Source organism: Vibrio sp. PNB23_22_6 (genome assembly GCF_052877535.1).
Map to the genome: position 1 here is coordinate 275,557 of NZ_JBNFXP010000001.1, position 21,344 is coordinate 296,900.

The following is a 21,344-nucleotide window of genomic DNA, read 5'->3' on the forward strand; positions in this document are numbered from 1 at the left end:
CTATCCAATATGATAAACCTTTAAGTAGTTACGTACAGTTATTTTACTGTGAGGAATACTGTTCGAGCAGGATTTGAGCAAAGTAAAAAGGGAGCGATTTGCTCCCTTGTTATACTCAAGTAACCGCGAGATGCTTGGGTGTATTAGTTCAATTTGTTTAGTGTTGGATAAGCCGAATTTTTAATGGAATCGATGCTCTTAACAAAAGGTTTTAGCTGTTTAAACTGGGCTGGTAGTGTCGAAATTGCCTGTTTTGCTTCAGCACTGGTGGCGTAATCACCATAAAGTACCGAGAACCACTTGGTTCCATTTACCACTTTGTAGTTTTCCCAAATTGGTTGTTTACCTTGTGGCAGTTTACTTGCCAATTGGTCCACTTTCGCTTGCCTACCTACAGCACCAACTTGAATTGTATATCCAAAGCGTTGAACTGCCGCTTGTTGTTCGTTCGGTGGAATGATCTTAACCGGCTTTGCCTGCTCTTGAGGGCTAAGCTTTACGACCTTTTTCTCTTCAGGTTTCGCTGTTATTTTATCGACAGTTGGCTCAACGTCTTGTTCTACTACAGCGTTTTCAGATGACATTACTGGTTTAGCTATTGTCTGAGATTGGTAATCTTCTCGGTAGGATTCTGAAGTAACTTCTGTAATATAGGTTTCAGATGCACAAGCAGAAAGTAGTGTTGCCAAACCAATGATTGCGATTTTTTTCATGAAGTAACAAACGCTCTGAATAAATATGACGTCGAATCATGCCGATAGCAGTCTACTTTATCAAGCACCAAACACAATAATCTGCAATTTTGATGTGATGAGTAACACAATCTCTACCAGCCTGGTTTAGATTTGCGCAAATGTAAGGTCGAACCACATTTAAAGCGTAACTTATTCGTTTATGCTGAAAAGATGATATGTCATCAGTCACCGCGAAGGAATCGCCATGAACAAATTACAAAAACTCTTTAAACCGAATTCTGTTGCAGTGATTGGCGCTTCCCCAAAGGAGCTACGTGCTGGGCAAATTGTCATGCGTAATCTGTTGCAAAGTGGATTTGCTGGTGCGATTATGCCAGTCACACCAAAGTATAAATCCGTTTCTGGTGTTATCGCCTATCCAGATGTAGCCTCCCTTCCCTACACCCCTGATATTGCAATCCTCTGTACTAACGTGTTACGCAATAAGCAGCTTTTGAAAGAGCTCGACGAGCGCGGTACTGAGTTCGCTATTGTTATCTCTGACGATATCGAACACCTCGATATGACAGGTTTGCGCATTCGAGTTCTTGGCCCAAACAGCTTGGGCATCATTTTGCCATGGCATCGGTTTAATTGTTCGTTCTCGCCTGTTGCTGCTAAACCAGGAAAAATCGCTTTTATTTCTCAATCTTCTGCGGTGTGTACAACCGTTCTTGACTGGGCAAATGATAAGAATATTGGCTTTTCAGCATTTATTTCTATCGGCGAAGGCCAAGACATCGAGTTTGCTGAGTTACTCGATTATTTAAGTATGGATGCCAATACGGAAGCCATTTTGCTCTATGTTGAGACCATTCGAGATGCTCGTCGTTTTATGTCTGCAGCACGAGCCGCCTCGCGTAACCGACGCATTCTGGTATTAAAGGCCGGACATTCTCCACAAGCTCACGCCCTTGGTCTCCAAGGTGCCGATACTTTGGATATCATCTATGACTCAGCGATTAGAAGAACGGGAATGCTGAGAGTAAGCAATACCCACGAGCTGTTTGCCGCTGTAGAGACGCTCACACACTCGGTTCCACTTCGTGGAGAGCGTCTAGCGATCATCACAAATGGAGGCGGCCCTGCAGTTATGGCCGTCGATACACTTTTTGAGCGAGGAGGGAAACTAGCAACATTAGATGACGCAACAGTAGATCAAATAAAATCGGCTCTTCCAGAGAAGTGGCGTGGTGTTAATCCTATCGACCTCTCTGGAGATGCGACCAAAGCCCGCTACATAGAAACGATTACCGCACTAATGAACAACGACTGTGCAGACGCCATTTTGATCATGCATAGCCCTTCCGCCGTTTCTGATGCAACTGAGACCGCAAAAGCAGTAATTGAAGCGATTAAAGCTCATCCAAGACACCGGCACTTCAATATATTGACCAATTGGTCAGGAGAACAAACCTCACGAGAAGCGCGGTTGGCCTTTACTCATGCTGGCATTCCGACATATCGAACGCCTGAAAGTGCAGTGGTCGCTTATATGCACCTTGTGGAATATCGAAGAAACCAAAAGCAGCTGATGCAAACGCCAACGACGGCAGAACCGTTGCACTCCGGCAGTGTCGATTTAGCAAGACAGTGGGTAGAAGAACAATTACTGGATAAAAACACAGTATCGTTAGACACTCATCAAAATAGTCCTTTATTTGAGCAATTTGGCTTTAACATATTACCGACGTGGATTGCTTCTGAGGTATCTGAAGCTGTTCACATGGCGGAGAACATTGGCTACCCAGTCGCGGTAAAATTACGCTCACCTGATATTCCGCACAAGTCAGATGTGCATGGCGTGGCATTGAACTTACGTAATAGCCAAGAGGTGTCGAGTGCAGCACAAGCGATATTGGATACTGCAAAACTTAGCTATCCGTTAGCTAACGTACAAGGCTTACTGGTTCAAGGGATGGCAAAGCTTGGCAGCTCGGAAGAGCTGAGGGTTAGTATTAAAGTCGATAAGGTGTTTGGCCCCGTTATTTTACTTGGGCAAGGCGGTTCGGATTGGAATATTACCCAGGACGCGGTTGCAGCATTACCGCCACTCAATATGGCGCTTGCGCGTTACTTAATCGTTATTGCCTTAAAGTCCGGTAAAATTCGGCTGCAGAAGCACAAAGATACGCTTGATATTACCGCGCTTTCAAAGTTTCTCGTGCGGTTTTCTCAAATGGCGGTTGAACTACCTGAAATACAATCGCTGGATATTCATCCAGTACTTGTTTCTGGTAGTGAGCTTACCATCATCGATGCCGATGTTACGCTATCAAAATATGAGGGGGATGCTCAACAAAGGCTAGCCATTCGTCCATTCCCTGCTGAATTCGTTGAAACAGTGACTTTGCGTGATGGTCAACCTATCCTATTGCGTCCTATTCTGCCCGAAGACGAACCAACCCATGCGCAGTTTATCAACAGCGTGTCGAAAGAAGATCTATACAACCGCTTTTTCTCTGATGTTGGGGAATTTAATCACGAAGCTTTAGCAAATTTAACTCAAATTGATTACGACCGAGAAATGGCATTTGTTGCAGTGGCATTTGATGAGAGCGGGCCTTTGATTATTGGCGTTGCCCGAGCCCTGATTACACCAGATAACAGTGATGCTGAATTTGCAATCTTGGTTCGATCTGACTTAAAAGGAAAAGGCCTTGGCAAACTGCTTATGCAAAAAATCATCAGCTATTGCAAGATCAAAGGGACTAAGCAAATGTCAGGAATGACAATGCCAACCAACCGAGGAATGTTATCACTGGCACAAAGCTTAGGTTTTGAACTTGATGTTCAGTTTGGTGATGGTACCGCTGATATGGTTCTTACCCTCAACTAAGCGGATTTTACAAAGGATGCGGCTCGGCATCCTTTATTTCTTTTACCACTCAACATGTGACATTGTCACTTTAATTTCCAATTCTTTTTCAAATATTGTACGCACCATGACTTCGCCTCCCCCATGGTGTTCCTCCGCCATGCCAAAATGATGTCCATCGAATGATCTTCAGAGCCCTCTATGCGCTTTAATGCACCTGAATCAATCAAGGGCTGTGAAACTTGACAAGGTACAGTACCGATGCCTAATCCTGAAGTCAGTGCCTCTACCTTAGCTGGGAAGTTAGTAACTGTGAGTCGTGGCTGTTTTTGAGTGATATTTATTGAAAGCGCAGGTTGCTCTCTCGCAGTATCTGCTATGGCGATAATCCGATACTTTTCTCGTGCGTCTGCATTGAATGGACCATTGCGCTTATGTACATAATGATCACTTGCTGCTACCCACTCCATTGTCATTTTGCCAATTTTCTCAGCTTTCACATCGTGAGGGAGTGAGTCGAGCGTAGGACAAATGAGTAAGTCCGCTCGACCAGTATTCAATGACTCCCAACTGCCTGCAAGGATCTCTTCTTGTAACCTTATTCGTGTGGTACTGACCTCTGCTAGCGCATTCACCATAGGAAAGAAGTTTGCAATTGGAATGATACCGTCGAAAGCGATGGTAATGTCCAGTTCCCATCCATTCGCAAGCAATGTCGCATCACCGACCAACTTTTCGCTGGCCTGTAAGATTGCCCTACCTCGCTCAAGAATCAACTGGCCTACTTGTGTAAAATGCGCCTTATGACCAGAGCGATCAAATATCATGATGTCAAGGTCTTGCTCAAGTTTTTGAATTTGATAACTGAGTGATGATGGTGCTCGATCTAGCTCATTCGCCGCAGCAGCAAAACTGCCTCTTCGGTCAATTGCATCAAGTATATGAAGTGCTTCTAAAGTGATGGGGCTTTGCATATTGGTTCACTCCGTGACTTAGTATCCGTCACAGTATAAAGACTCTAGTTTCATGATGTAACGGTGCAATTTAGGCCGTTTTTTAGGCATAGGTACGTATCTTTTGCGCTACAAAACAAAAAAGCCAGCTTAATGCTGACTTTTAACAAAAGTTTTCATTTCAAAAATGTTAAGAAAAGAATGAAAAATGAAAACTTACTGTTTTGCCATCTCTTTTTTCACCATTACTGCCGCAGCAACGATAAAAGCGATGATTAGACCAAGCTCCATGAAAGGCTCCGTTAGATTAAAGCAAATTTACGAACAAAATTAAGACGATAATTATTTTATCATTTATATTCGCACTTGCTACCTTTTAACCAGAAATTCACGAATTTATTCGATTTAGATCAAAAAAGGCGCATCGGAGCGCCTTTTTGTTGCAAATTTGTAGTTCGGGTTATTTTAAGCGTCTGGATAACCTTGCGGGTTATTGGATTGCCAACGCCAAGTATCACTCGTCATTTCGTCTAGCGAACGTTCGGCTTTCCACTCAAGCTCATTCATCGCTTTTGAAGGGTCCGCCCAACATTCTGCGATATCACCAGGTCGACGCGCTACCAGTTGATAAGGGACCTCTTTACCACACGCTTTTTCGAAGGCTTTTACCATTTCCAGTACGCTGTAACCGTTACCAGTACCAAGATTGTAAATATGAAGGCCTGCTTTTTTACCCACTTTGTCTAGAGCCGCGACGTGCCCATCTGACAGATCCATTACGTGGATGTAGTCACGGACCCCTGTTCCATCTACGGTTGGGTAATCACTACCAAATACCGACAGGAACTCACGGCGACCAACGGCCACTTGCGAGATAAATGGCATCAAGTTATTTGGAATGCCTTGTGGGTCTTCACCAAGCTCACCAGTTGGGTGGGAACCAACTGGGTTAAAGTAACGTAATAGCGTAATGCTCCAATCCGGGTTCGCTTTTTGAAAATCGGTAAGACACTCTTCAACCATCAGTTTGCTTCGGCCATATGGGTTTGTCGCGCTGGTTGGGAAGTTTTCTGTGATTGGAACTGATGCAGGATCGCCATAAACCGTTGCAGAAGAACTAAATACTATGGATTTAACGCCCGCTTCGCGCATTGCATCGACAAGAACTAATGTACCGTTTACATTGTTATCATAATACTCTAGTGGTTTCGCCACTGACTCCCCAACGGCTTTTAAACCGGCAAAGTGAATCACCGCTTCAATATTATGCTTTTTTAGTGCGTCTACAAGTGCCGATTTATCACGGATGTCTGCTTGAATAAATTCAGGCTTTGTGCCGCAGACTTTTTCTATACGTTTTAGAACACTCGCTTTGCTGTTGTACAAATTATCGAGAATCACTGGCGTCATGCCAGCTTCAATCATTTGAATACAAGTGTGGCTGCCGATATAGCCCATACCACCCGTAACAAGTACTTTCATTTAATTATTCCTTCTGACGCGAATCTAAATAGTCTAAAGCTTTAACTAATATTTTTAAACTCTCATTTATGATTCTTGTCTCATAAAAATGGCTTGACCTTTTCCTGCTTTTTTCGCTTGGTACATCGCGGTATCCGCACTCTTCAGAATTTGCAGTGCATCTCGCTCTTTAACGCCAACAAGCTTAACGCCAATGCTCACCCCGACTTTCAGCTGCTCGTTTTTATATTCGATGGGTTCACACACCTTGGCGATCAGTTTCTTTGTAACACGAGTTACTACTTTTTGATCTGTAGGATTAACGATCATAGCAAACTCATCACCAGACAGACGGGCAATTAGGTCATTGTGTCGAGTGACAGAAGTCATACGTTCAGCGACTTGTCTAAGTACTTCATCGCCAGCGTCATGTCCATGGGTATCATTAATGCCTTTAAAGCCATCTAAGTCGAGATAAAGTACAGCAAACTCGTCACGTAAATATGACGATTGTTGCAATAACTTATCCAGTTCAATATGAAACTTTGAGCGGTTCGCAAGCCCGGTGAGTTCGTCGTGATGGGCTAAATGTTCTAATCGTTCCATTTCTTTTACGCTAGAGAGATCGGTTAAGATAATGACCATGTCATACACATGAGGGTCTTCTCCTTTTACGATACGATTCACTTTAGCGAACATCGGGATCAAGCGGCCATTATGATCTTTTTCAATCACTTCCCCTTGCCAGGTTCCATAGTTATGAATTGACTCAATAATGCTTGGCATCATGGTGTGAAGCTTACGCCAACGAATGGACTTAAGAAACGGCTGACCAATTAACTGTTCCGCATCAAGTCCGACAAACCGGGTTACGGCCGGATTCACCATTGTGATTATCCCTTGACCGTTAAGAACGACGAGACCATCTTGGCTATTCTCAAACACTCGTCCTGCTACACGCTCACGATTTATTGCCTCTTCAATTTCCGTGATGTCTTGAATAGCAAAAAGCAAATAACCGTGATCGGTTAACCGACGGCTCGTTAAGCTCAATTGCTGTTCTTTTTTCTCACTTTGAATCGGAACGTCATCGTACTCTAAACCGTGTGCCAAAATTTGGTTCAATTTGATCGCCGTTTTAATTTTGATTAAATCGCTGATATTGTATTTGGTTAGATTATGAGCGCTTATCTTAAATATGGTATGTGTGGCGACATTGCAGTGGACGATTCGCCCTTCATTGTCGGTCACAATCAATGCATATTGAACGGCATCAATCACCGCGTCAGAAAATGTTTTCTGTTGTTCTAATGCATCTAATCGTTTTTGAAGTTGCGTTTCTCTCATTTGGCGGCAATTTGTCATGGTATTGAACGACGCAATCAATCGCCCAACTTCATCTTTCGAACCCCGTTCCTTTGGACCACGCATATGATGTCCATCAGCAAAATCTTGCATTGCACGGTCAAGCGCCACAAGTGGGCGTAGGACTTTTCTTTCTATGGTGATGTAAAATAGAACGACGACAACGATCAATATGATCAATATGTTCAAAAACAGCTCGCCATTTTGAACAATCGAATCTTTTAGATCTAAGATTGAGTGATCAGACAAAGTGATACGCACGGTCCCTATCCGCTGCCCTTGATACACGATAGGTTCATAAATATTGAGGTAACGAGCTGATAATGCGTTAAGAAGCGTGTCGAAGCGGCTGATGTCACGAATGTTGTGCGCTGGAGGAAATGCCCCGTTGAGATCGAAAATGGCAAAAGGCTGATCATGTTGATCATATAACTTAACGAGCGATACGTTGGGATCATTCAACAGACCGACCAATAGCGAATAGACTTGTTGCTTGTTCTTTTCGGCTAGCGCAGCTTTAATTGAGTGTGAAACATCACTAATGAGTAGTTTCTTCTGCTCAGACATTTCCTTCTTTGCAGACTGGTAAGCGATGTTTAACGTATAAGCGTGTGTTGTAACAAAGATGGCCGCAATGGATATAAGAATTGTTATGCAAACTATCGCACTAATAAGCCAATAGACTAACATGACATGATACGAAATGAAGCTAAAATTCCCAGAAATTAGTGTGTTACCGTATGAATTATTGGATAATTAGGTTGATATCAATGTGCAGACTGAAAATTAGAACCCATCTTCACAAACAGCGAACTTTGTCACGGAATACAAACCATTTTTCCTGCATTTTTAACCAATAATTAAGCGTATGACATTGAATAAACAGCAACTCACACTAAATTGCGATATGGGCGAAAGTTTTGGCAGCTGGACTATGGGAGCTGATGAGAACGTCATGCCTCATGTCGATATGGCCAATATTGCCTGTGGTTTTCATGCCTCTGATCCTAATGTCATGCATAACACGATTGCTTTGGCGAATCAGTTCGACGTCGATATCGGCGCACATCCCGGCTACCCAGATCTGCAAGGTTTTGGGCGACGCAGTCTCAATCTGAATAATGATGAAATTACTAATATGATCATTTACCAAGTTGGGGCTCTACAAGCTTTGTGCCGTGCTCAATACACCGATATTAGTTACATCAAACCTCATGGCGCGCTATACAACGACATGATGGCAAATGATAAAGTGCTCCTCGCGGTCGTTAAGGCTGCGGCACAATTTAAAGTGCCATTGATGATTCTTGCCTCACAAGAAAATGAGAGATACTTAGAGATTGCAGACGATTTTGATGTCCCTCTTCTGTTCGAGGCATTTGCTGACCGCTTGTATCAAGATGATGGAATGCTAACACCACGCACGCACCCAAATGCTGTTCTTAACAGTGAGCATGCGATACTTGAGCAAGTGAAAATGTTAGCTGGTTCAGGAAGAGTTAAAACGACCTCTGGCCGTTATATATTGCTTGAGGCCGATACGATTTGTGTTCATGGGGATAACGAAGAATCCATCGCGTTAATCCAAAAGATTCGCCAGAGTCTCTATACTGGAGGAAGTTAATGAAACAAGGGCTGTTTTTTATCTCACCAATATCGGAATGTAATATATTGATTCGTTTTGATAGCAGTGTATCCGTCGAGCATGTGGGTGAAGTAGCCCACCAAATCGTCGAAAAATTCAGTGCCATTATTATGAATGTGGTCCCTTCGTATCGGACCATATTGATTGACTATCTGCCTTTTAGAATTCAAGAATCCCATCTTTTAAATCAACTCCAGCACATGCTTAATGAGTTCAATGTCCAATCTTTGGATAATAAACAGCCCAATACGATTTCTATACCGGTCTATTATTCTGAACAAACCGCACTGGACCTAAATCGTTTTATAAGTAAAGGCCTATCACTTGAAGCATTGATTGAAGCCCATACAAAGCCCGTTTATACCGTGTCTGCAATTGGTTTTTCACCGGGCTTCGCTTATCTATCCGATGTTATCAACGAACTGCATATGCCAAGGTTAAAAACGCCAAGAACACATTTACCCGCCGGTAGCGTTGGCATCGCGGATTCTAAAACCGCAGTTTATCCGTCAGACAGTCCTGGCGGATGGAACATTATTGGTCGTAGCCCAATGAATCTATTTTCTGATTGCCCGCCATTCATCCCTTTTGAGGTTGGTGACAACGTCACATTTAGACCAATATCTAGGCAAGAATTTATTCATTTGGGAGGAAAATTATGAGCCAGCCGGCACTATTGGTTGAAAAACCGGGTACATTATCTTTAATCCAAGATTTTGGACGCTTCGGTCTTGCACATATTGGTATAACGCAAGGCGGCCCAGTCGATGACTATGCATACAGTTGGTCTAATCACTTATTAAATAACCCTGTAAACTGCTCGGTCATTGAGATTACTCTAGGTAACGCGAGTTTTAAGGCGCTTGAAGATTGCCATCTCGCCATATGCGGCGGTGATTTGAATGCCACGATAGATGACACCCCTATTCCAAACTGGTCTGATTTTTGTTTGAGACAAGGCCAAACGCTGCGTTTTGGTCTCGCTAAAAATGGCTTGCGCGCCTACCTCGCCGTAAGAGGCGGGTTTCACGTTACAAAGCATTTGGGAAGTACCGCAACGGTTGCACGAGAATCGCTAGGAGGATTAGATCAAAAAGGCAGTGCATTGAAAACAGGTGATGTGTTGCCTTTTGCCTCTCACTCGCTGCCGACAACCAAACCAAGGCAAATGACATTTCGTTTTAAGCCGGATTACAACTTACCAATGAAACTGCGGGTCATTGAAAGTTACCAGTGTGACGATTTTTCTCAAGAGGCTAAGCAGGCGTTTTATGATGGCTCATTTACCATTTCCTCAAACTCGGATCGCATGGGATATCGGCTTAAAGGTCCGTCGGTAGTGCCTCCCTATGAGAGGATGTTATCAGAAGGCATAGCACTTGGTTCAATACAGCTACCTAGTGATGGAAACCCCATCATCTTACTCAATGATCACCAGACTATCGGCGGCTACCCTAAGCTAGGGTGCGTCGCAAGGATCGATTTACCAAGGCTAGCGCAGGCAAAGCCTGGCCAAATGGTAAGCTTTATCAAAGGGGATAGAGAAGGCTTGCAAGACGTGTGGTGCCAATGGGCTCAGTTTTTTGGCTACTGAGCCCCGCCTCTGTAGGTTGAATACTACATTCCGTAGCGTTCAGCCAGCGCCTTCGGGTAACCTCGCTGTTGAGTTAACGTAATCGCGAACTCCTCAACTTCCTTTGCGCTCCAATGAACCGCAATCGGGTGCTGCCTTTCAATATGTACACTAGGTTCAATATCAAACCAACGCTGAGCAATTTTTTGCGCTGCAAGTAGCGTTGAGGACGCTTTCACCACTTCAATACGAGCGTAATGATTGTCTTCAAAGGTCACATCTGCCGCCCTTAACACGGGGTCAGTACCAGGAATTTGTTGTGCGCCAAACAACGCTTTGCCTCCCTTTACGGCCGTTTGATAACCCGGAACAAATTGAGACATATGTTGGATAGCGTTATCGGTTCTTTCTTCCAAGATCTCTTCTCGCCAACCTTGACGGATCTTAGTCAGTAATCGAGTTGGCAACGCCGGTTGCGCTGACTCACCCGTACTACCGACTAAACCGTCCTCAAACAAAGTAATGCCTTTGGTCATACCATGTAACTGAAAATAACCGTCTCCATAGGGTGTTAGCTGCGCCATCCCTTTATCAGTGCCTCGGGGGCCATGGAAAATTACTTCTGGCCATTGTTGGGTACAATCATGCCATTGGGTGACGTATGCAGCTTTGAATTCGACCAATCGATCTCGTTTTGCACCAATCGAGTTATCAACGGTCCCCGTTTCAAAGCCACAGGCATTCACTAAATAATCACAACAAATTGTTTGTTCAACGCCTTTATTATCAAACATTAATTCCCAGTGTTTGCCTTGCCAATCGGTATGTTTCAGCTCTGCTTCAGTGTATACCTGTACATTTGGTAGTTGCGCTAAAGTCAAATTGGCTATTGCAGCTAAACGAAATACACTCCAACCATACTCCTGAACAACGACAACCGGGTATTTCAACGCGTCCAGATTAGCGTGCTGTGCAAATGGTATGCACCATTCGTCTAAGCTGTTAGGGCTCTCTGGTTGAGTTCGCTTCGCCAACTCCATCAAATCATCTTTCGAGTAAAGCTTATAATATTGCTCTGGCTCACCAAGTACTTGGTTAGCTTTATCTTTTAATACGAGGGCCTGGTAAGCGCTCTTGATACTTTTGAGACGAGGAATCAGTGCTTCAGGATCACCACCATCTGAATGCGGCACCGCAATGACCGTTGGTCGAATGTTTAATGAATGCGGATATAACCGAATCGTATCAATAGATTGATTGAGTAAATCTAAACACTGCTGCTCGGAGATTTCACGATACAAGTTGCCACCAGCATGTAGATGGCAGATGGGAGGACCATTAACTAACGACACGCCTTTTTCGATTACGGATACTTGAAAGCCTAGCTCTGCAAAGTGAATGGCTGCGGTTGCACCTGCAACCCCCCCCCCTACAACGGCGATGTGATTATGTTTACAATTTGGAAACTCAGACTTCATGGCTTCACTGACAATATTTAAGGAGATGGGTCATTCCCTGCTCATCCAAAGAGACGTAATTCTACGGGAATGATCGAGTCATAATCGTGGATTCTACTCGGGATTGGGAGTGATTAAAATCCCAAAAACTTCATGGGTTTGCGTTTGCAATAAATGTACGCATAAAATTGCATTCAAGAGCAAAATAATTCGAAAAAAATACTTGACGAGACGATTGGGAAAACGAATTTTTACTCTAATGTGAATAACAAATTTGCGCCATGCCACATGGAATAAAGCCTCCGGAAACGCACCCCATTTTAGCCATTTTAGTTATCCCAAAAGTTATCCACTGTTTTTGTGGATAACTGGAATAAAATCGTCGTGACGTGCTTGTTGAATTTCTAACCGACGATGAATTAAGTGCTTACCGGCGTTAGCAATCTTTTTATTAAACTCATAACAACCAGAGCCAATACAACGAAGGTAGCCAAAGGCAAAGCTATCCACAATTCAGGGTGAATCTGTGCATTAAGATCAAAGCCATAGTGCATCACTGCAGCCACACAGGTTTCGGCTGCAATCACAGCAACGCCACTTGCAACTAAAGCCATGATACCGTATTCCACCCACAGCGTTGTATTGATACGCTTCTTACTTGCTCCCAATGTTCGGTACAGTCGAATCTCCTGTTGTCGCTGAGATAAGCTCAAATGCAATAAAGTAAAGATGAGCAGGAGGCCTGCAGCCACCCCTAATAAAGCTAAAATGGTAATTGCAGACACAATTTGTTGAATCAAGGCCTGAATTTTTTCCCCCATCGTTCGTATATCTAATATCGACACCGTCGGATGAGATCGAGCCATAGAAGTCAGTAAGGTTTGATTGTCTTCATTAATACGATAACTGATGAGATATGAGCCAGGTAAACTCGCCATCACGTCCTTTGAGAAAATGAAATAGAAGTTCGGCTTCATATCTCGCCACTCCACATGGCGGATCGTATCAACCTTCGCCTCAAAGGTTTGGCTATTAATGACAAACGTTAAGCGATCACCGAGTTCAATGCCTAAATCTTGGGCCACCTCAGCTTCTACAGAGACACTGGCTTGATTTGTCCACGTACCGGAAATCACATCGTTGTACTCTGGGAGTTTATCACCCCAAGTTAGATTCAACTCTCGACGAATCGCGTCAGAGCCTTGACCTCCATAGTCTATCTCTTTCACGTTATCGCCATTTATTTCAGTCAAGCGGCCTCGAATGATTGGATAAGCTTGGGAACGTATTACATTATTTTTGTCTAACGTTTCCAAATAGCTACCAAGCTCGTAATCCCCAATGTTCAGTGCAAACACGTTAGGCGCATCAGCAGGAAGTGTTCTCGACCAGTCGGCCAAAATATCGCTACGAACGAGCCAAATGATGGACAATAACATTAACGAAAGCGCAAGCGCACCAAACTGTAAACCGCTCGTCACAGGAGTACGGTTGATTCGACTAAGCGCAAGGTTTAGTGCTGGGTGATTAGACACTCCAGCAAATAATTTCGTCAATGCGACACTCATTGCAGCCAAAACAACAAACAGCACGGCAATTCCACCAAGAACTATCCAGACTAACGTGTTGTTAGCATATAGCAACAGTAACGGCACTAAGGGGACGAGTATCAAAAGCATCCGTTTCCAAGAACGTTGGCTCCCCCCCTGCTGAAGGACTTCTATTGCAGGCGTTTTTATCAATCCAAGTAAAGGAATCCCAAGTGCAGGCACGGTAATTAATACCGCAGAGGCGACCGCCACCAAAAGCGGGGTGACGCCGTAACCTGGCAGCGGATTAGGCAGCAAATCTTTAAGTGGAATTCTAAGTAAGAACTCCAAGCCACTGCCAAGCAACAAGCCGGTAAGACTCCCACTTAACAATAATATCGTGACTTGAATGAACAGCCATTTCTCTATCCAGCGCCGGCTTGCACCGAGGCTTTTCAGCATCGCTATCGTTTGAGTACGGCTGCTAACGTAACTTTGACAGGTTAATACCAAGGTTGTTGCCGCCATAATGATGACAATCGCAACGGTCAAAGAAAGGTACTGAATAGTGCGTTCAAAGACTTCATTACTGCGACTGGCGGTATCTTGTGTGCGCCAACGATCACTTGGAGTCAGTTCTATGTTGTCCTGCAATTGGGCCAACGTTGGGTCGTCAACCTTTAAGAACAGCCGATATTGTACTCGACTACCAACTTGGATTGCTCCGGTCTTTTCCACATCACTCTTGTGAATATAAGCCGAAGGCATTTGTTGGAAAGGATTAAAGCTGAGCCCTGGTTCCATCAGTACCGCACCTGACACTGTAAAGTCAGCATCGCCAATCGTGACAATGTCACCAACATCTACTTCCAATTGCGCCATAATTCGTTCATCAAGCCACAACTGCTGTGGTTTCACGTGCCCAGCAGTTTCATTGCCTAGAACCAAATCGCCCATCAGTGGGTACGCTTCATCCACAGCTCGAACCGAAATTAGCTGCATACCACTTTCGCTAAATGCCATCGACGCGAAGCGGATCATCAATGAACGTTCTAGTTCAGCAGTAGACTCTAACAAGGGGGCAGGAATCGGATTGGCAGACACAAATACGGCGTCGGCCGTGAGAGCATCCTTCCCCTGCTTAACGATGACTTGCTCCATACGTTCAGCCAGTGCAGAAAGCGCAAAAATGCTAGCGATGACCAAGACCAATGCGATAATGATAGGCCAAAGATTTCCTTGACGGATTTCGCCCCAACTCCAACGAATTAAGCTTAGATTGGGGGAGCACTTTGTTTGGCCCCCACGCTTAGGGGATGTGGATTCGCTCGATGACACTATGGACATACCACTTCCTCCTTAATTTCACCCGCTTCCATTCGATAAATACGATCACAACGGCTTGCTAAATGGCTATCGTGAGTGACGAGAATCAGTGTCGTGCCATGCTGCTCATTAAGCTCAAACAGCAATTCAATCACTTTTTCTGCCGTCTGATGATCTAAATTTCCAGTCGGCTCGTCGGCAAATAGAAGTTCAGGCTGGGTCATAAATGCCCGAGCGAGTGCAACACGTTGTTGTTCTCCACCTGAAAGCTGACTTGGTAAATGGTTAAGACGCTTTTCTAACCCAACGGCACTCAACAATTGTCTTGCTCTTGCGTCATCTTCAGCCTCTCCACGTAAAAGACAAGGTAGAGTGACATTACTCAGCGCGCTGAGACTAGGTATTAATAAAAAGCTCTGAAACACGAAGCCAAGAGAGTCTGCACGAATCTTTGCCCGCGCTTCGTCATCCAGTTTAGACAGTGGGTGACCGAGCAATGTAATTTCACCTTCCGAAGGTGTATCAAGGCCAGATAGCAACGTCATCAACGTTGACTTACCTGCTCCTGATGTCCCTACAATGGCAATCTTTTCTCCCTTTCTAATGTCAACATTTACATTTTTAAGGATTGTTAATTGTTCTTGATTAGTAGAGACTTGTTTAGAAACTAAATTCGCTTGAACAATAGGCGCTTTGAGTACAGGTGTTTGCATGATTCGTATACTTTCCTTAGTTCTCGTTTTTTTTCTTTCCGCTACAGCACAAGCGAGCGAGAAACTTCTTGTATTAGGCGATAGCTTAAGTGCTGGCTATCAAATGTCGATTGAAGAGAGTTGGCCTAGCTTACTCCCAGATGCATTGTTAGAACATGGCCAAGATGTAACCGTTGTTAATGGCAGTATCTCCGGAGATACCACCGGCAATGGCTTAGCGCGTTTACCTCAACTCCTTGAACAGCACTCTCCAGACCTCGTCCTTATTGAGCTAGGAGCCAATGATGGTCTTCGAGGCTTCCCTCCTAAACTTATTACGTCAAACCTGTCGAAAATGATTACGATGATCAAAGATTCCGGTGCGAATGTGATCATGATGCAAATTCGTGTCCCACCTAACTATGGTAAGCGCTACAGCGAGATGTTTTATAACATATACCCTACATTAGCTGAGCATCAGAAAATCACATTAATGCCATTTTTCTTAGAGCAACTTGTCATAAAACCAGAGTGGATGATGCCAGATGGTTTACACCCTAAATCGGAAGCACAACCCTGGATCGCTGATTTTGTTGCGCAAGAACTGATTAAACATCTCTAATTTTAATGGTCTAGCTCAATAAGTTTTACTTAATTTTACGTTAATCTCATCCTATTCCACTCACCAGGGTCAGATAATAAAAATGCAAATAGAACCAATAATTCAAGGTGTTGTCGCTCGTTCAGCGCATCCATATGGTTGCCACGCTGCTATTAAAGAGCAAATTAATTTCGTAAAACAAGCCCCACAAATCAAACAAGGCCCTAAGCGTGTTTTGATCATTGGTGCTTCTTCAGGCTTCGGATTGGCCGCTCGTATCGCCCTTACCTTCGGGGGTGCTGCAGCCGATACTATCGGTGTTTCATTTGAACGTGGCCCCTCAGACAAAGGGGTTGGCAGTGCTGGTTGGTACAATAATATCTACTTCAAAGAAGAAGCGATTCATCACGGCCGCACTGCAATAAATATCGTCGGAGATGCATTCTCAGATTCAGTTCGCAATCAAGTCATTGAAGCGATTGAAACCTACTTTGAAGGTGAAGTCGATTTGGTGATTTATAGTTTGGCGACCGGCGTTCGTCCAAAACCAAATTCAGACACGTTTTGGCGCAGCGTTATCAAACCAATTGGCGAGTCGATTTCAGGTGCTTCTATTATTTTAGAAAATGACCAGTGGGTTGAGTCAACGTTAGAACCTGCAACCGAAGAAGAAGCTGAGGCCACTGTTAAAGTAATGGGTGGTGATGATTGGGAGAGCTGGATCGATACCTTGATTAACTCTGAATCCATTGCTCAAGGTTGTAAGACGATTGCTTTCTCCTATATGGGGCCTGAAGTGACCCATCCTATCTACCTAGACGGTACACTTGGCCGCGCAAAGGTTGACCTACACCAAACAAGCCATGCGTTGAATCTAAAGCTTGCCAACTTTGATGGTGGCGCCTACGCCACTGTATGTAAGGCATTGGTAACTAAAGCGAGTGTGTTTATTCCTGCATTGAGCCCTTATCTACTCGCTCTGTACCGTGTTATGAAGAAAAAAGGCACCCACGAAGGCTGCATTGAACAGATGCAGCGATTGTTTACCACCAAACTATATGGACAAGAAAAAATCCCAGTTGACAGCGAACGTCTGATACGAATCGATGAGTTAGAACTTGCTAGCGATGTTCAACTAGAAGTAAGCCACCTACTTGATGAAATGAACGAGTGCAATTTTAAACAAATCGGTGACTACGAAGGATTTAAAGACGAATTCATGAAACTGAATGGGTTCAACTTTGAAAACGTTGATTACTCGCAAGAAATATCTTTGAAATCCTTGAAAACGCTTAAGCCATAGTCGAAGACAATCACCGTCTCAGCAAAGAGAAAATGTCTAACATTAAGAAGTCCTGAAAGGTTTTCAGGACTTTTTTTTGTCACATAACCACCTCACCCTATACTTAAGCTAAATGAACGGTTAAATATTAAGTTTTTTCATCACTCAGAATGTGTTTTGTTTTCACTGGAAGTGAATTTTCGGGAAAGGATACCTACATGGGTACATTTCAAACTTTGGATTATAAAATCCCAGAATCGATGCAAAAAAGTTGGCAAAATATCGTGAATCTCATTGCCACGATTGCGGACGTTCCTACGTGTTTGATTATGCGAATTCATAAAAATCACATCGAGGTGAGTACAAGTAGCGAAACGAAAAATAATCCATATACGGTTGGAGATACTGAGGAACTAGGCCACGGTTTATACTGTGAATATGTCATTGAACACAAACAAGAACTCATCGTTACAAATGCTGTATCAGATAAGTTCTGGTTTAATAACCCCGACATTAAGCTCGGTATGATTTCCTACTGCGGCTTACCTCTATACTGGCCAAATGGTGAAACGTTTGGAACCATTTGTATGCTGGACTCAAAAGAGAATCACTATACAGACACTTACCGACAACTTCTCAACACGTTTAAATACTCGATAGAGGCTCAATTAGCCGTAGTTTTTCAGCAGCATAAATTATTGCGGCTAAACAATGAGTTAAAAAATCGTGTTGAAAATCGTACCTCAGACCTTGCTCAAATGAGTTATTCGTTAACCAAAGAGATAGACCGCAGAAAAGCCGCCGAACGGCAGGTCAACTACCAGAAGACACACGACCAAGGGACTGGCTTTTTAAATCGAGCCGCGTTGGAAGCCATACTTGATGAAACTCTCGAATCCTTTGGCAATAACACTCAATCCCTCGTTATTATCAACATTGGCTTTAGTAACGCGCGCACTATTCAGACTAAATATGGCTTTGAAGCATTTGACGATGTCCTTAAAGAGTTCCGATTTCGTCTCGGTCACAGCGAATCAAGCTACTTTGTTACCGGACGTCCAAGTTCTAATGATTTAGTAATATTGATTTGGGGAGAGGAGATCGAATCCAAGGTACAAAATTTATTAGACGACATTACCCATGTCAGTGTCGGCAATTTCTATATAGATAACACTGAAGTTCACTTACATTCGTATATAGGCATTGTACAAACACAAGAATGGAGTTGTGCGAAACAGTTACTACAAAACGCCTGCTACGCAATGCTACTGTGTAAAGAGTCCGGTGAGCCCTACTGTTATTTCAATGAAAACCATACCCACGAGTTACATAACCATAACCAATTAGAGAGCTATCTTCTTCAAGCTGTACGTAATGACGATTTAATGCTGTATTTTCAACCTAAAGTCCTTCCTCATACTCACAAATGGATTGGAGCAGAAGCATTGATCCGCTGGCGTCACCCTGTTCTTGGTGACATTTCTAACGAAGCATTGATCCATATGGCAGAACAAAATGGGTTAATATTCGAAGTTGGATCATTTGTATTACGCAATGCTATCGACAAAGCAAAACAATGGTCCGAGTTGGTGGATAACTTTAAAATGGCTGTAAATATATCACCGATACAATTGCAAAATGTAAACTTCGCTGAGCAGATCGAACACCTGTTAGAAACATTTCACCTTCCGGCAAAATTTCTAGAGTTGGAGGTGACTGAAAGTGCGTTAATAGCGGATGAGATGATTGCTCGCAATACATTGAATAAGCTGCATGAAATCGGAGTGACACTGTCGCTTGATGATTTTGGTACGGGTTATGCCTCGTTTAGTTATTTGAAGAAATACCCTTTTGATGCCATAAAAATCGACAAGAGTTTTGTTCACCAAATGGACAACTCCGATGACGATCGTGCCATTATCTGTTCCATTATTCATATTGCTAAAAAGCTGGACTTACAAGTTGTAGTTGAGGGAATAGAATCCACGCAACAAGAGCAATTTCTAATTAAGGAAGGGTGTGACATTGGGCAAGGGTATCTTTATGGGAAACCTATGCCATGCAATGAATTCGAACAAAGTTTGTTTAATCAAAACCTATTAGGTGGTCAATATACTTATTCTCCCTAAGCATTTTCTTTACTCTGCTTGCGGTGGTTCCTATAATCGCCGCCCGCTTCCAATAAAAAGGCCAATATCTTAATGGATCAGTTGACTGCCACGCTAAAAAAAATCGAAAAGCAGAACTATCGCGCTTATCAGCAAATCAAGGGGCAATACGACTTTGATGATTTCAACCTGTACATCGATTATGTGCAAGGTGACCCATACGCTTCTGCTTCTCGCCTGCGTGCGACACGAGCTTGGTCATTGACTGGCCTTGAATGGCTGAAAGACGAATCACCTGCATTCCAACGCGCAGCACGTGATTTCATTGCACGTAGCTTCAATCAATTCGCTAAGCAAGAAAACTCGGTGTCTATCGCATTAAGTGGTCAAACCGTTTTAGATAACACATCTGTGCTTTTTACAGAAGAAGGCATAGAGCTTCGTTTTCGTGTTAACCTACCAGCAGATGGCCGCTCTGTTCTTGGGAAAAAAGCCAATAACATTCTAACCTTCCACCTACCTAAGTTTATTCGCCGCGCAACGATTGAACGTGAGCTAGATAAAGAAGCACTGATCAAACACTGCCAAGTAATAGAAGATCAAGCGGCGCTACGTGAGCAACTTGAAGTTAATAACCTGGTTGCTTTCGTTGCTAATGGCAGCATTCTTCCACGCATTGCAGGTAACTGTGACCTACCAATGAAAGAAGCGGTAGAATTTATAGCGCCAGAGTCTTTGCAAGTCACGCTACACGCGCCAAATAAAGGCTATGTAACTGGCTTGGGGATTCCAAAAGGCATTACGTTGATCGTTGGTGGCGGTTTCCATGGTAAATCCACGCTATTAAATGCGATTGAGCGTTCTATCTACGACCACATCCCTGGAGATGGTCGCGAGTACATCGTCACTGACGGTGATGCAATGAAGATCCGTGCTGAAGATGGTCGCTGTGTACACCACTTAAATCTGTCAAACTACATTAACCACCTGCCAATGGGCAAAGATACCGCCGATTTCTCTACGCAGGATGCTTCAGGCTCCACGTCTCAAGCGGCATGGTTACAAGAATCAATCGAAGCTGGCGCAAGCTCGCTGCTGATTGACGAAGACACCTCTGCAACCAACTTTATGATTCGTGACGAACGTATGCAGGCATTGGTAGCCAAAGGCGACGAACCAATCACACCACTGGTTGATCGTATTGGTCAACTACGTGATGAGTTAGAAATCTCTACCATTATTGTTATGGGTGGTTCAGGTGATTACCTAGACGTAGCAGACACTGTGATTCAAATGCATGACTACCAAGCGGTAGACGTGACTGAAAAAGCGAAACAGGTGATTGCTCAGCACCCTACTCAACGTCACAACGAGTCAGAGGAAAGCCTACAAACATTCCGCCCTCGAGCACTGAATCGTGTAGCGTTGATGAACATCCTGACTGATGGTAAGTTCCGTGTCAGTGCAAAAGGTAAAGACTCTCTTCGATTCGGTAAAGAGTTTACCGATTTGAGTGCTCTTGAGCAGTTAGAGTCTGCAGATGAAGTCAATGCGATTGGCTGGCTGTGGTTCCAGCTAGCACAGCTTCCTGGTTGGTGTAATAACCCAGCGAAAGAGATCGAAGAAATGCTTGCTGGTGAGTGGCATGCAAGCTTGCCAAAACAAGGTGACTTGGCGAAACCACGAACACTAGATGTAATGGCTGCGTTAAGCCGTATGCGTAAATCTCAATTTAAGCCATCACACTAATTGATGTCGCATTGAAGAGTGAACAGAGGCAGTCCAGAGTGGCTGCCTCTG

The 21,344-nt window shown here is 43.7% G+C and carries 15 protein-coding genes; 8 read left to right on the forward strand and 7 right to left on the reverse strand.

Annotated elements, in window-relative coordinates; all coding sequences use genetic code 11:
• Positions 1 to 143 precede the first annotated feature (143 nt).
• Positions 144 to 713, reverse strand: a complete 570-nt coding sequence (locus ACVA54_RS01200) for an SPOR domain-containing protein (RefSeq protein ID WP_446649342.1) — start codon at positions 711 to 713, stop codon at positions 144 to 146.
• 226 nt (positions 714 to 939) lie between these two features.
• Here ACVA54_RS01200 and ACVA54_RS01205 point away from each other — a divergent pair, with 226 nt between their 5' ends.
• Complete coding sequence (locus ACVA54_RS01205) at positions 940 to 3,573, forward strand: bifunctional acetate--CoA ligase family protein/GNAT family N-acetyltransferase (protein ID WP_099077751.1); 2,634 nt, start codon at positions 940 to 942, stop codon at positions 3,571 to 3,573.
• Between the two features lie 65 nt (positions 3,574 to 3,638).
• On the opposite strand, the gene ACVA54_RS01210 is transcribed toward ACVA54_RS01205, so the two are convergent.
• From ACVA54_RS01210 to ACVA54_RS01220, 3 genes are all read right to left on the reverse strand, one after another.
• Entirely contained in the window at positions 3,639 to 4,526 is an 888-nt protein-coding gene (locus ACVA54_RS01210) for a LysR family transcriptional regulator (RefSeq protein WP_446617121.1), read from the reverse strand.
• Positions 4,527 to 4,970: 444 nt separating this feature from the next.
• Positions 4,971 to 5,987 (reverse strand): UDP-glucose 4-epimerase GalE, encoded by a 1,017-nt coding sequence (galE, locus tag ACVA54_RS01215; RefSeq protein WP_099077748.1) that lies wholly within the window; start codon positions 5,985 to 5,987, stop codon positions 4,971 to 4,973.
• A 66-nt stretch (positions 5,988 to 6,053) separates the two neighbouring features.
• The gene (locus ACVA54_RS01220; protein ID WP_446649343.1) at positions 6,054 to 8,021 is read right to left on the reverse strand and encodes a diguanylate cyclase domain-containing protein; all 1,968 of its coding nucleotides are present in this window, start codon (positions 8,019 to 8,021) and stop codon (positions 6,054 to 6,056) included.
• A gap of 178 nt (positions 8,022 to 8,199) precedes the next feature.
• On the opposite strand from ACVA54_RS01220, the gene ACVA54_RS01225 reads away from it, so the two are divergent.
• From ACVA54_RS01225 to ACVA54_RS01235, 3 genes are read left to right on the forward strand one after another with little or no spacing between them, the layout of a single operon-like run.
• The gene (locus ACVA54_RS01225) at positions 8,200 to 8,955 is read left to right on the forward strand and encodes a 5-oxoprolinase subunit PxpA (protein WP_099077746.1); all 756 of its coding nucleotides are present in this window, start codon (positions 8,200 to 8,202) and stop codon (positions 8,953 to 8,955) included.
• Positions 8,955 to 9,638, forward strand: coding sequence for a 5-oxoprolinase subunit B family protein (locus ACVA54_RS01230; protein ID WP_099077745.1), 684 nt, complete (start codon positions 8,955 to 8,957; stop codon positions 9,636 to 9,638). The genes ACVA54_RS01225 and ACVA54_RS01230 overlap by 1 nt, the downstream gene beginning before the upstream one ends.
• A complete protein-coding gene (locus ACVA54_RS01235; protein WP_099077744.1) occupies positions 9,635 to 10,570 on the forward strand; it encodes a 5-oxoprolinase subunit C family protein in 936 nt (311 codons plus the stop codon). The genes ACVA54_RS01230 and ACVA54_RS01235 overlap by 4 nt, the downstream gene beginning before the upstream one ends.
• Positions 10,571 to 10,593: 23 nt before the next feature.
• Here the strand turns inward: ACVA54_RS01235 and ACVA54_RS01240 are convergent, their stop codons facing one another.
• From ACVA54_RS01240 to ACVA54_RS01250, 3 genes are all read right to left on the reverse strand, one after another.
• Entirely contained in the window at positions 10,594 to 12,027 is a 1,434-nt protein-coding gene (locus ACVA54_RS01240; RefSeq protein WP_099077743.1) for an FAD-dependent oxidoreductase, read from the reverse strand.
• Between the two features lie 398 nt (positions 12,028 to 12,425).
• A complete protein-coding gene (locus ACVA54_RS01245) occupies positions 12,426 to 14,882 on the reverse strand; it encodes an ABC transporter permease (RefSeq protein ID WP_446649344.1) in 2,457 nt (818 codons plus the stop codon).
• Positions 14,873 to 15,574: an ABC transporter ATP-binding protein gene (locus ACVA54_RS01250; protein ID WP_446579587.1), complete on the reverse strand. Its 702-nt coding sequence runs from the start codon at positions 15,572 to 15,574 to the stop codon at positions 14,873 to 14,875. The genes ACVA54_RS01245 and ACVA54_RS01250 overlap by 10 nt, the downstream gene beginning before the upstream one ends.
• On the opposite strand from ACVA54_RS01250, the gene ACVA54_RS01255 reads away from it, so the two are divergent.
• From ACVA54_RS01255 to ACVA54_RS01270, 4 genes are all read left to right on the forward strand, one after another.
• Positions 15,573 to 16,175 carry an arylesterase gene (locus ACVA54_RS01255; protein ID WP_099077740.1) on the forward strand — a complete coding sequence of 201 codons (603 nt, stop codon included), beginning with the start codon at positions 15,573 to 15,575 and terminating at the stop codon, positions 16,173 to 16,175. The two genes, ACVA54_RS01250 and ACVA54_RS01255, sit on opposite strands and share 2 nt — an antisense overlap.
• 82 nt (positions 16,176 to 16,257) lie before the next feature.
• Positions 16,258 to 17,457: an enoyl-ACP reductase FabV gene (gene fabV / locus ACVA54_RS01260; protein ID WP_119463895.1), complete on the forward strand. Its 1,200-nt coding sequence runs from the start codon at positions 16,258 to 16,260 to the stop codon at positions 17,455 to 17,457.
• A gap of 197 nt (positions 17,458 to 17,654) precedes the next feature.
• Positions 17,655 to 19,565: a bifunctional diguanylate cyclase/phosphodiesterase gene (locus ACVA54_RS01265; RefSeq protein WP_119463896.1), complete on the forward strand. Its 1,911-nt coding sequence runs from the start codon at positions 17,655 to 17,657 to the stop codon at positions 19,563 to 19,565.
• Between the two features lie 72 nt (positions 19,566 to 19,637).
• Positions 19,638 to 21,293 carry a P-loop domain-containing protein gene (locus tag ACVA54_RS01270; protein WP_446631930.1) on the forward strand — a complete coding sequence of 552 codons (1,656 nt, stop codon included), beginning with the start codon at positions 19,638 to 19,640 and terminating at the stop codon, positions 21,291 to 21,293.
• The last annotated feature ends 51 nt before the right edge of the window (positions 21,294 to 21,344 follow it).

What these genes read in the sequence shown, in the direction of transcription:
- ACVA54_RS01245 (WP_446649344.1), bottom strand. Translation starts at nt 14,882, where the DNA reads ATGTCCATAGTGTCATCGAGCGAATCCACATCCCCTAAGCGTGGGGGC.
- ACVA54_RS01250 (WP_446579587.1), bottom strand. Translation starts at nt 15,574, where the DNA reads ATGCAAACACCTGTACTCAAAGCGCCTATTGTTCAAGCGAATTTAGTT.
- ACVA54_RS01240 (WP_099077743.1), bottom strand. Translation starts at nt 12,027, where the DNA reads ATGAAGTCTGAGTTTCCAAATTGTAAACATAATCACATCGCCGTTGTA.
- ACVA54_RS01205 (WP_099077751.1), top strand. Translation starts at nt 940, where the DNA reads ATGAACAAATTACAAAAACTCTTTAAACCGAATTCTGTTGCAGTGATT.
- ACVA54_RS01255 (WP_099077740.1), top strand. Translation starts at nt 15,573, where the DNA reads ATGATTCGTATACTTTCCTTAGTTCTCGTTTTTTTTCTTTCCGCTACA.
- ACVA54_RS01265 (WP_119463896.1), top strand. Translation starts at nt 17,655, where the DNA reads ATGGGTACATTTCAAACTTTGGATTATAAAATCCCAGAATCGATGCAA.
- ACVA54_RS01220 (WP_446649343.1), bottom strand. Translation starts at nt 8,021, where the DNA reads ATGTTAGTCTATTGGCTTATTAGTGCGATAGTTTGCATAACAATTCTT.
- ACVA54_RS01235 (WP_099077744.1), top strand. Translation starts at nt 9,635, where the DNA reads ATGAGCCAGCCGGCACTATTGGTTGAAAAACCGGGTACATTATCTTTA.
- ACVA54_RS01230 (WP_099077745.1), top strand. Translation starts at nt 8,955, where the DNA reads ATGAAACAAGGGCTGTTTTTTATCTCACCAATATCGGAATGTAATATA.
- ACVA54_RS01210 (WP_446617121.1), bottom strand. Translation starts at nt 4,526, where the DNA reads ATGCAAAGCCCCATCACTTTAGAAGCACTTCATATACTTGATGCAATT.
- ACVA54_RS01225 (WP_099077746.1), top strand. Translation starts at nt 8,200, where the DNA reads ATGACATTGAATAAACAGCAACTCACACTAAATTGCGATATGGGCGAA.
- ACVA54_RS01200 (WP_446649342.1), bottom strand. Translation starts at nt 713, where the DNA reads ATGAAAAAAATCGCAATCATTGGTTTGGCAACACTACTTTCTGCTTGT.
- galE (WP_099077748.1), bottom strand. Translation starts at nt 5,987, where the DNA reads ATGAAAGTACTTGTTACGGGTGGTATGGGCTATATCGGCAGCCACACT.
- fabV (WP_119463895.1), top strand. Translation starts at nt 16,258, where the DNA reads ATGCAAATAGAACCAATAATTCAAGGTGTTGTCGCTCGTTCAGCGCAT.
- ACVA54_RS01270 (WP_446631930.1), top strand. Translation starts at nt 19,638, where the DNA reads ATGGATCAGTTGACTGCCACGCTAAAAAAAATCGAAAAGCAGAACTAT.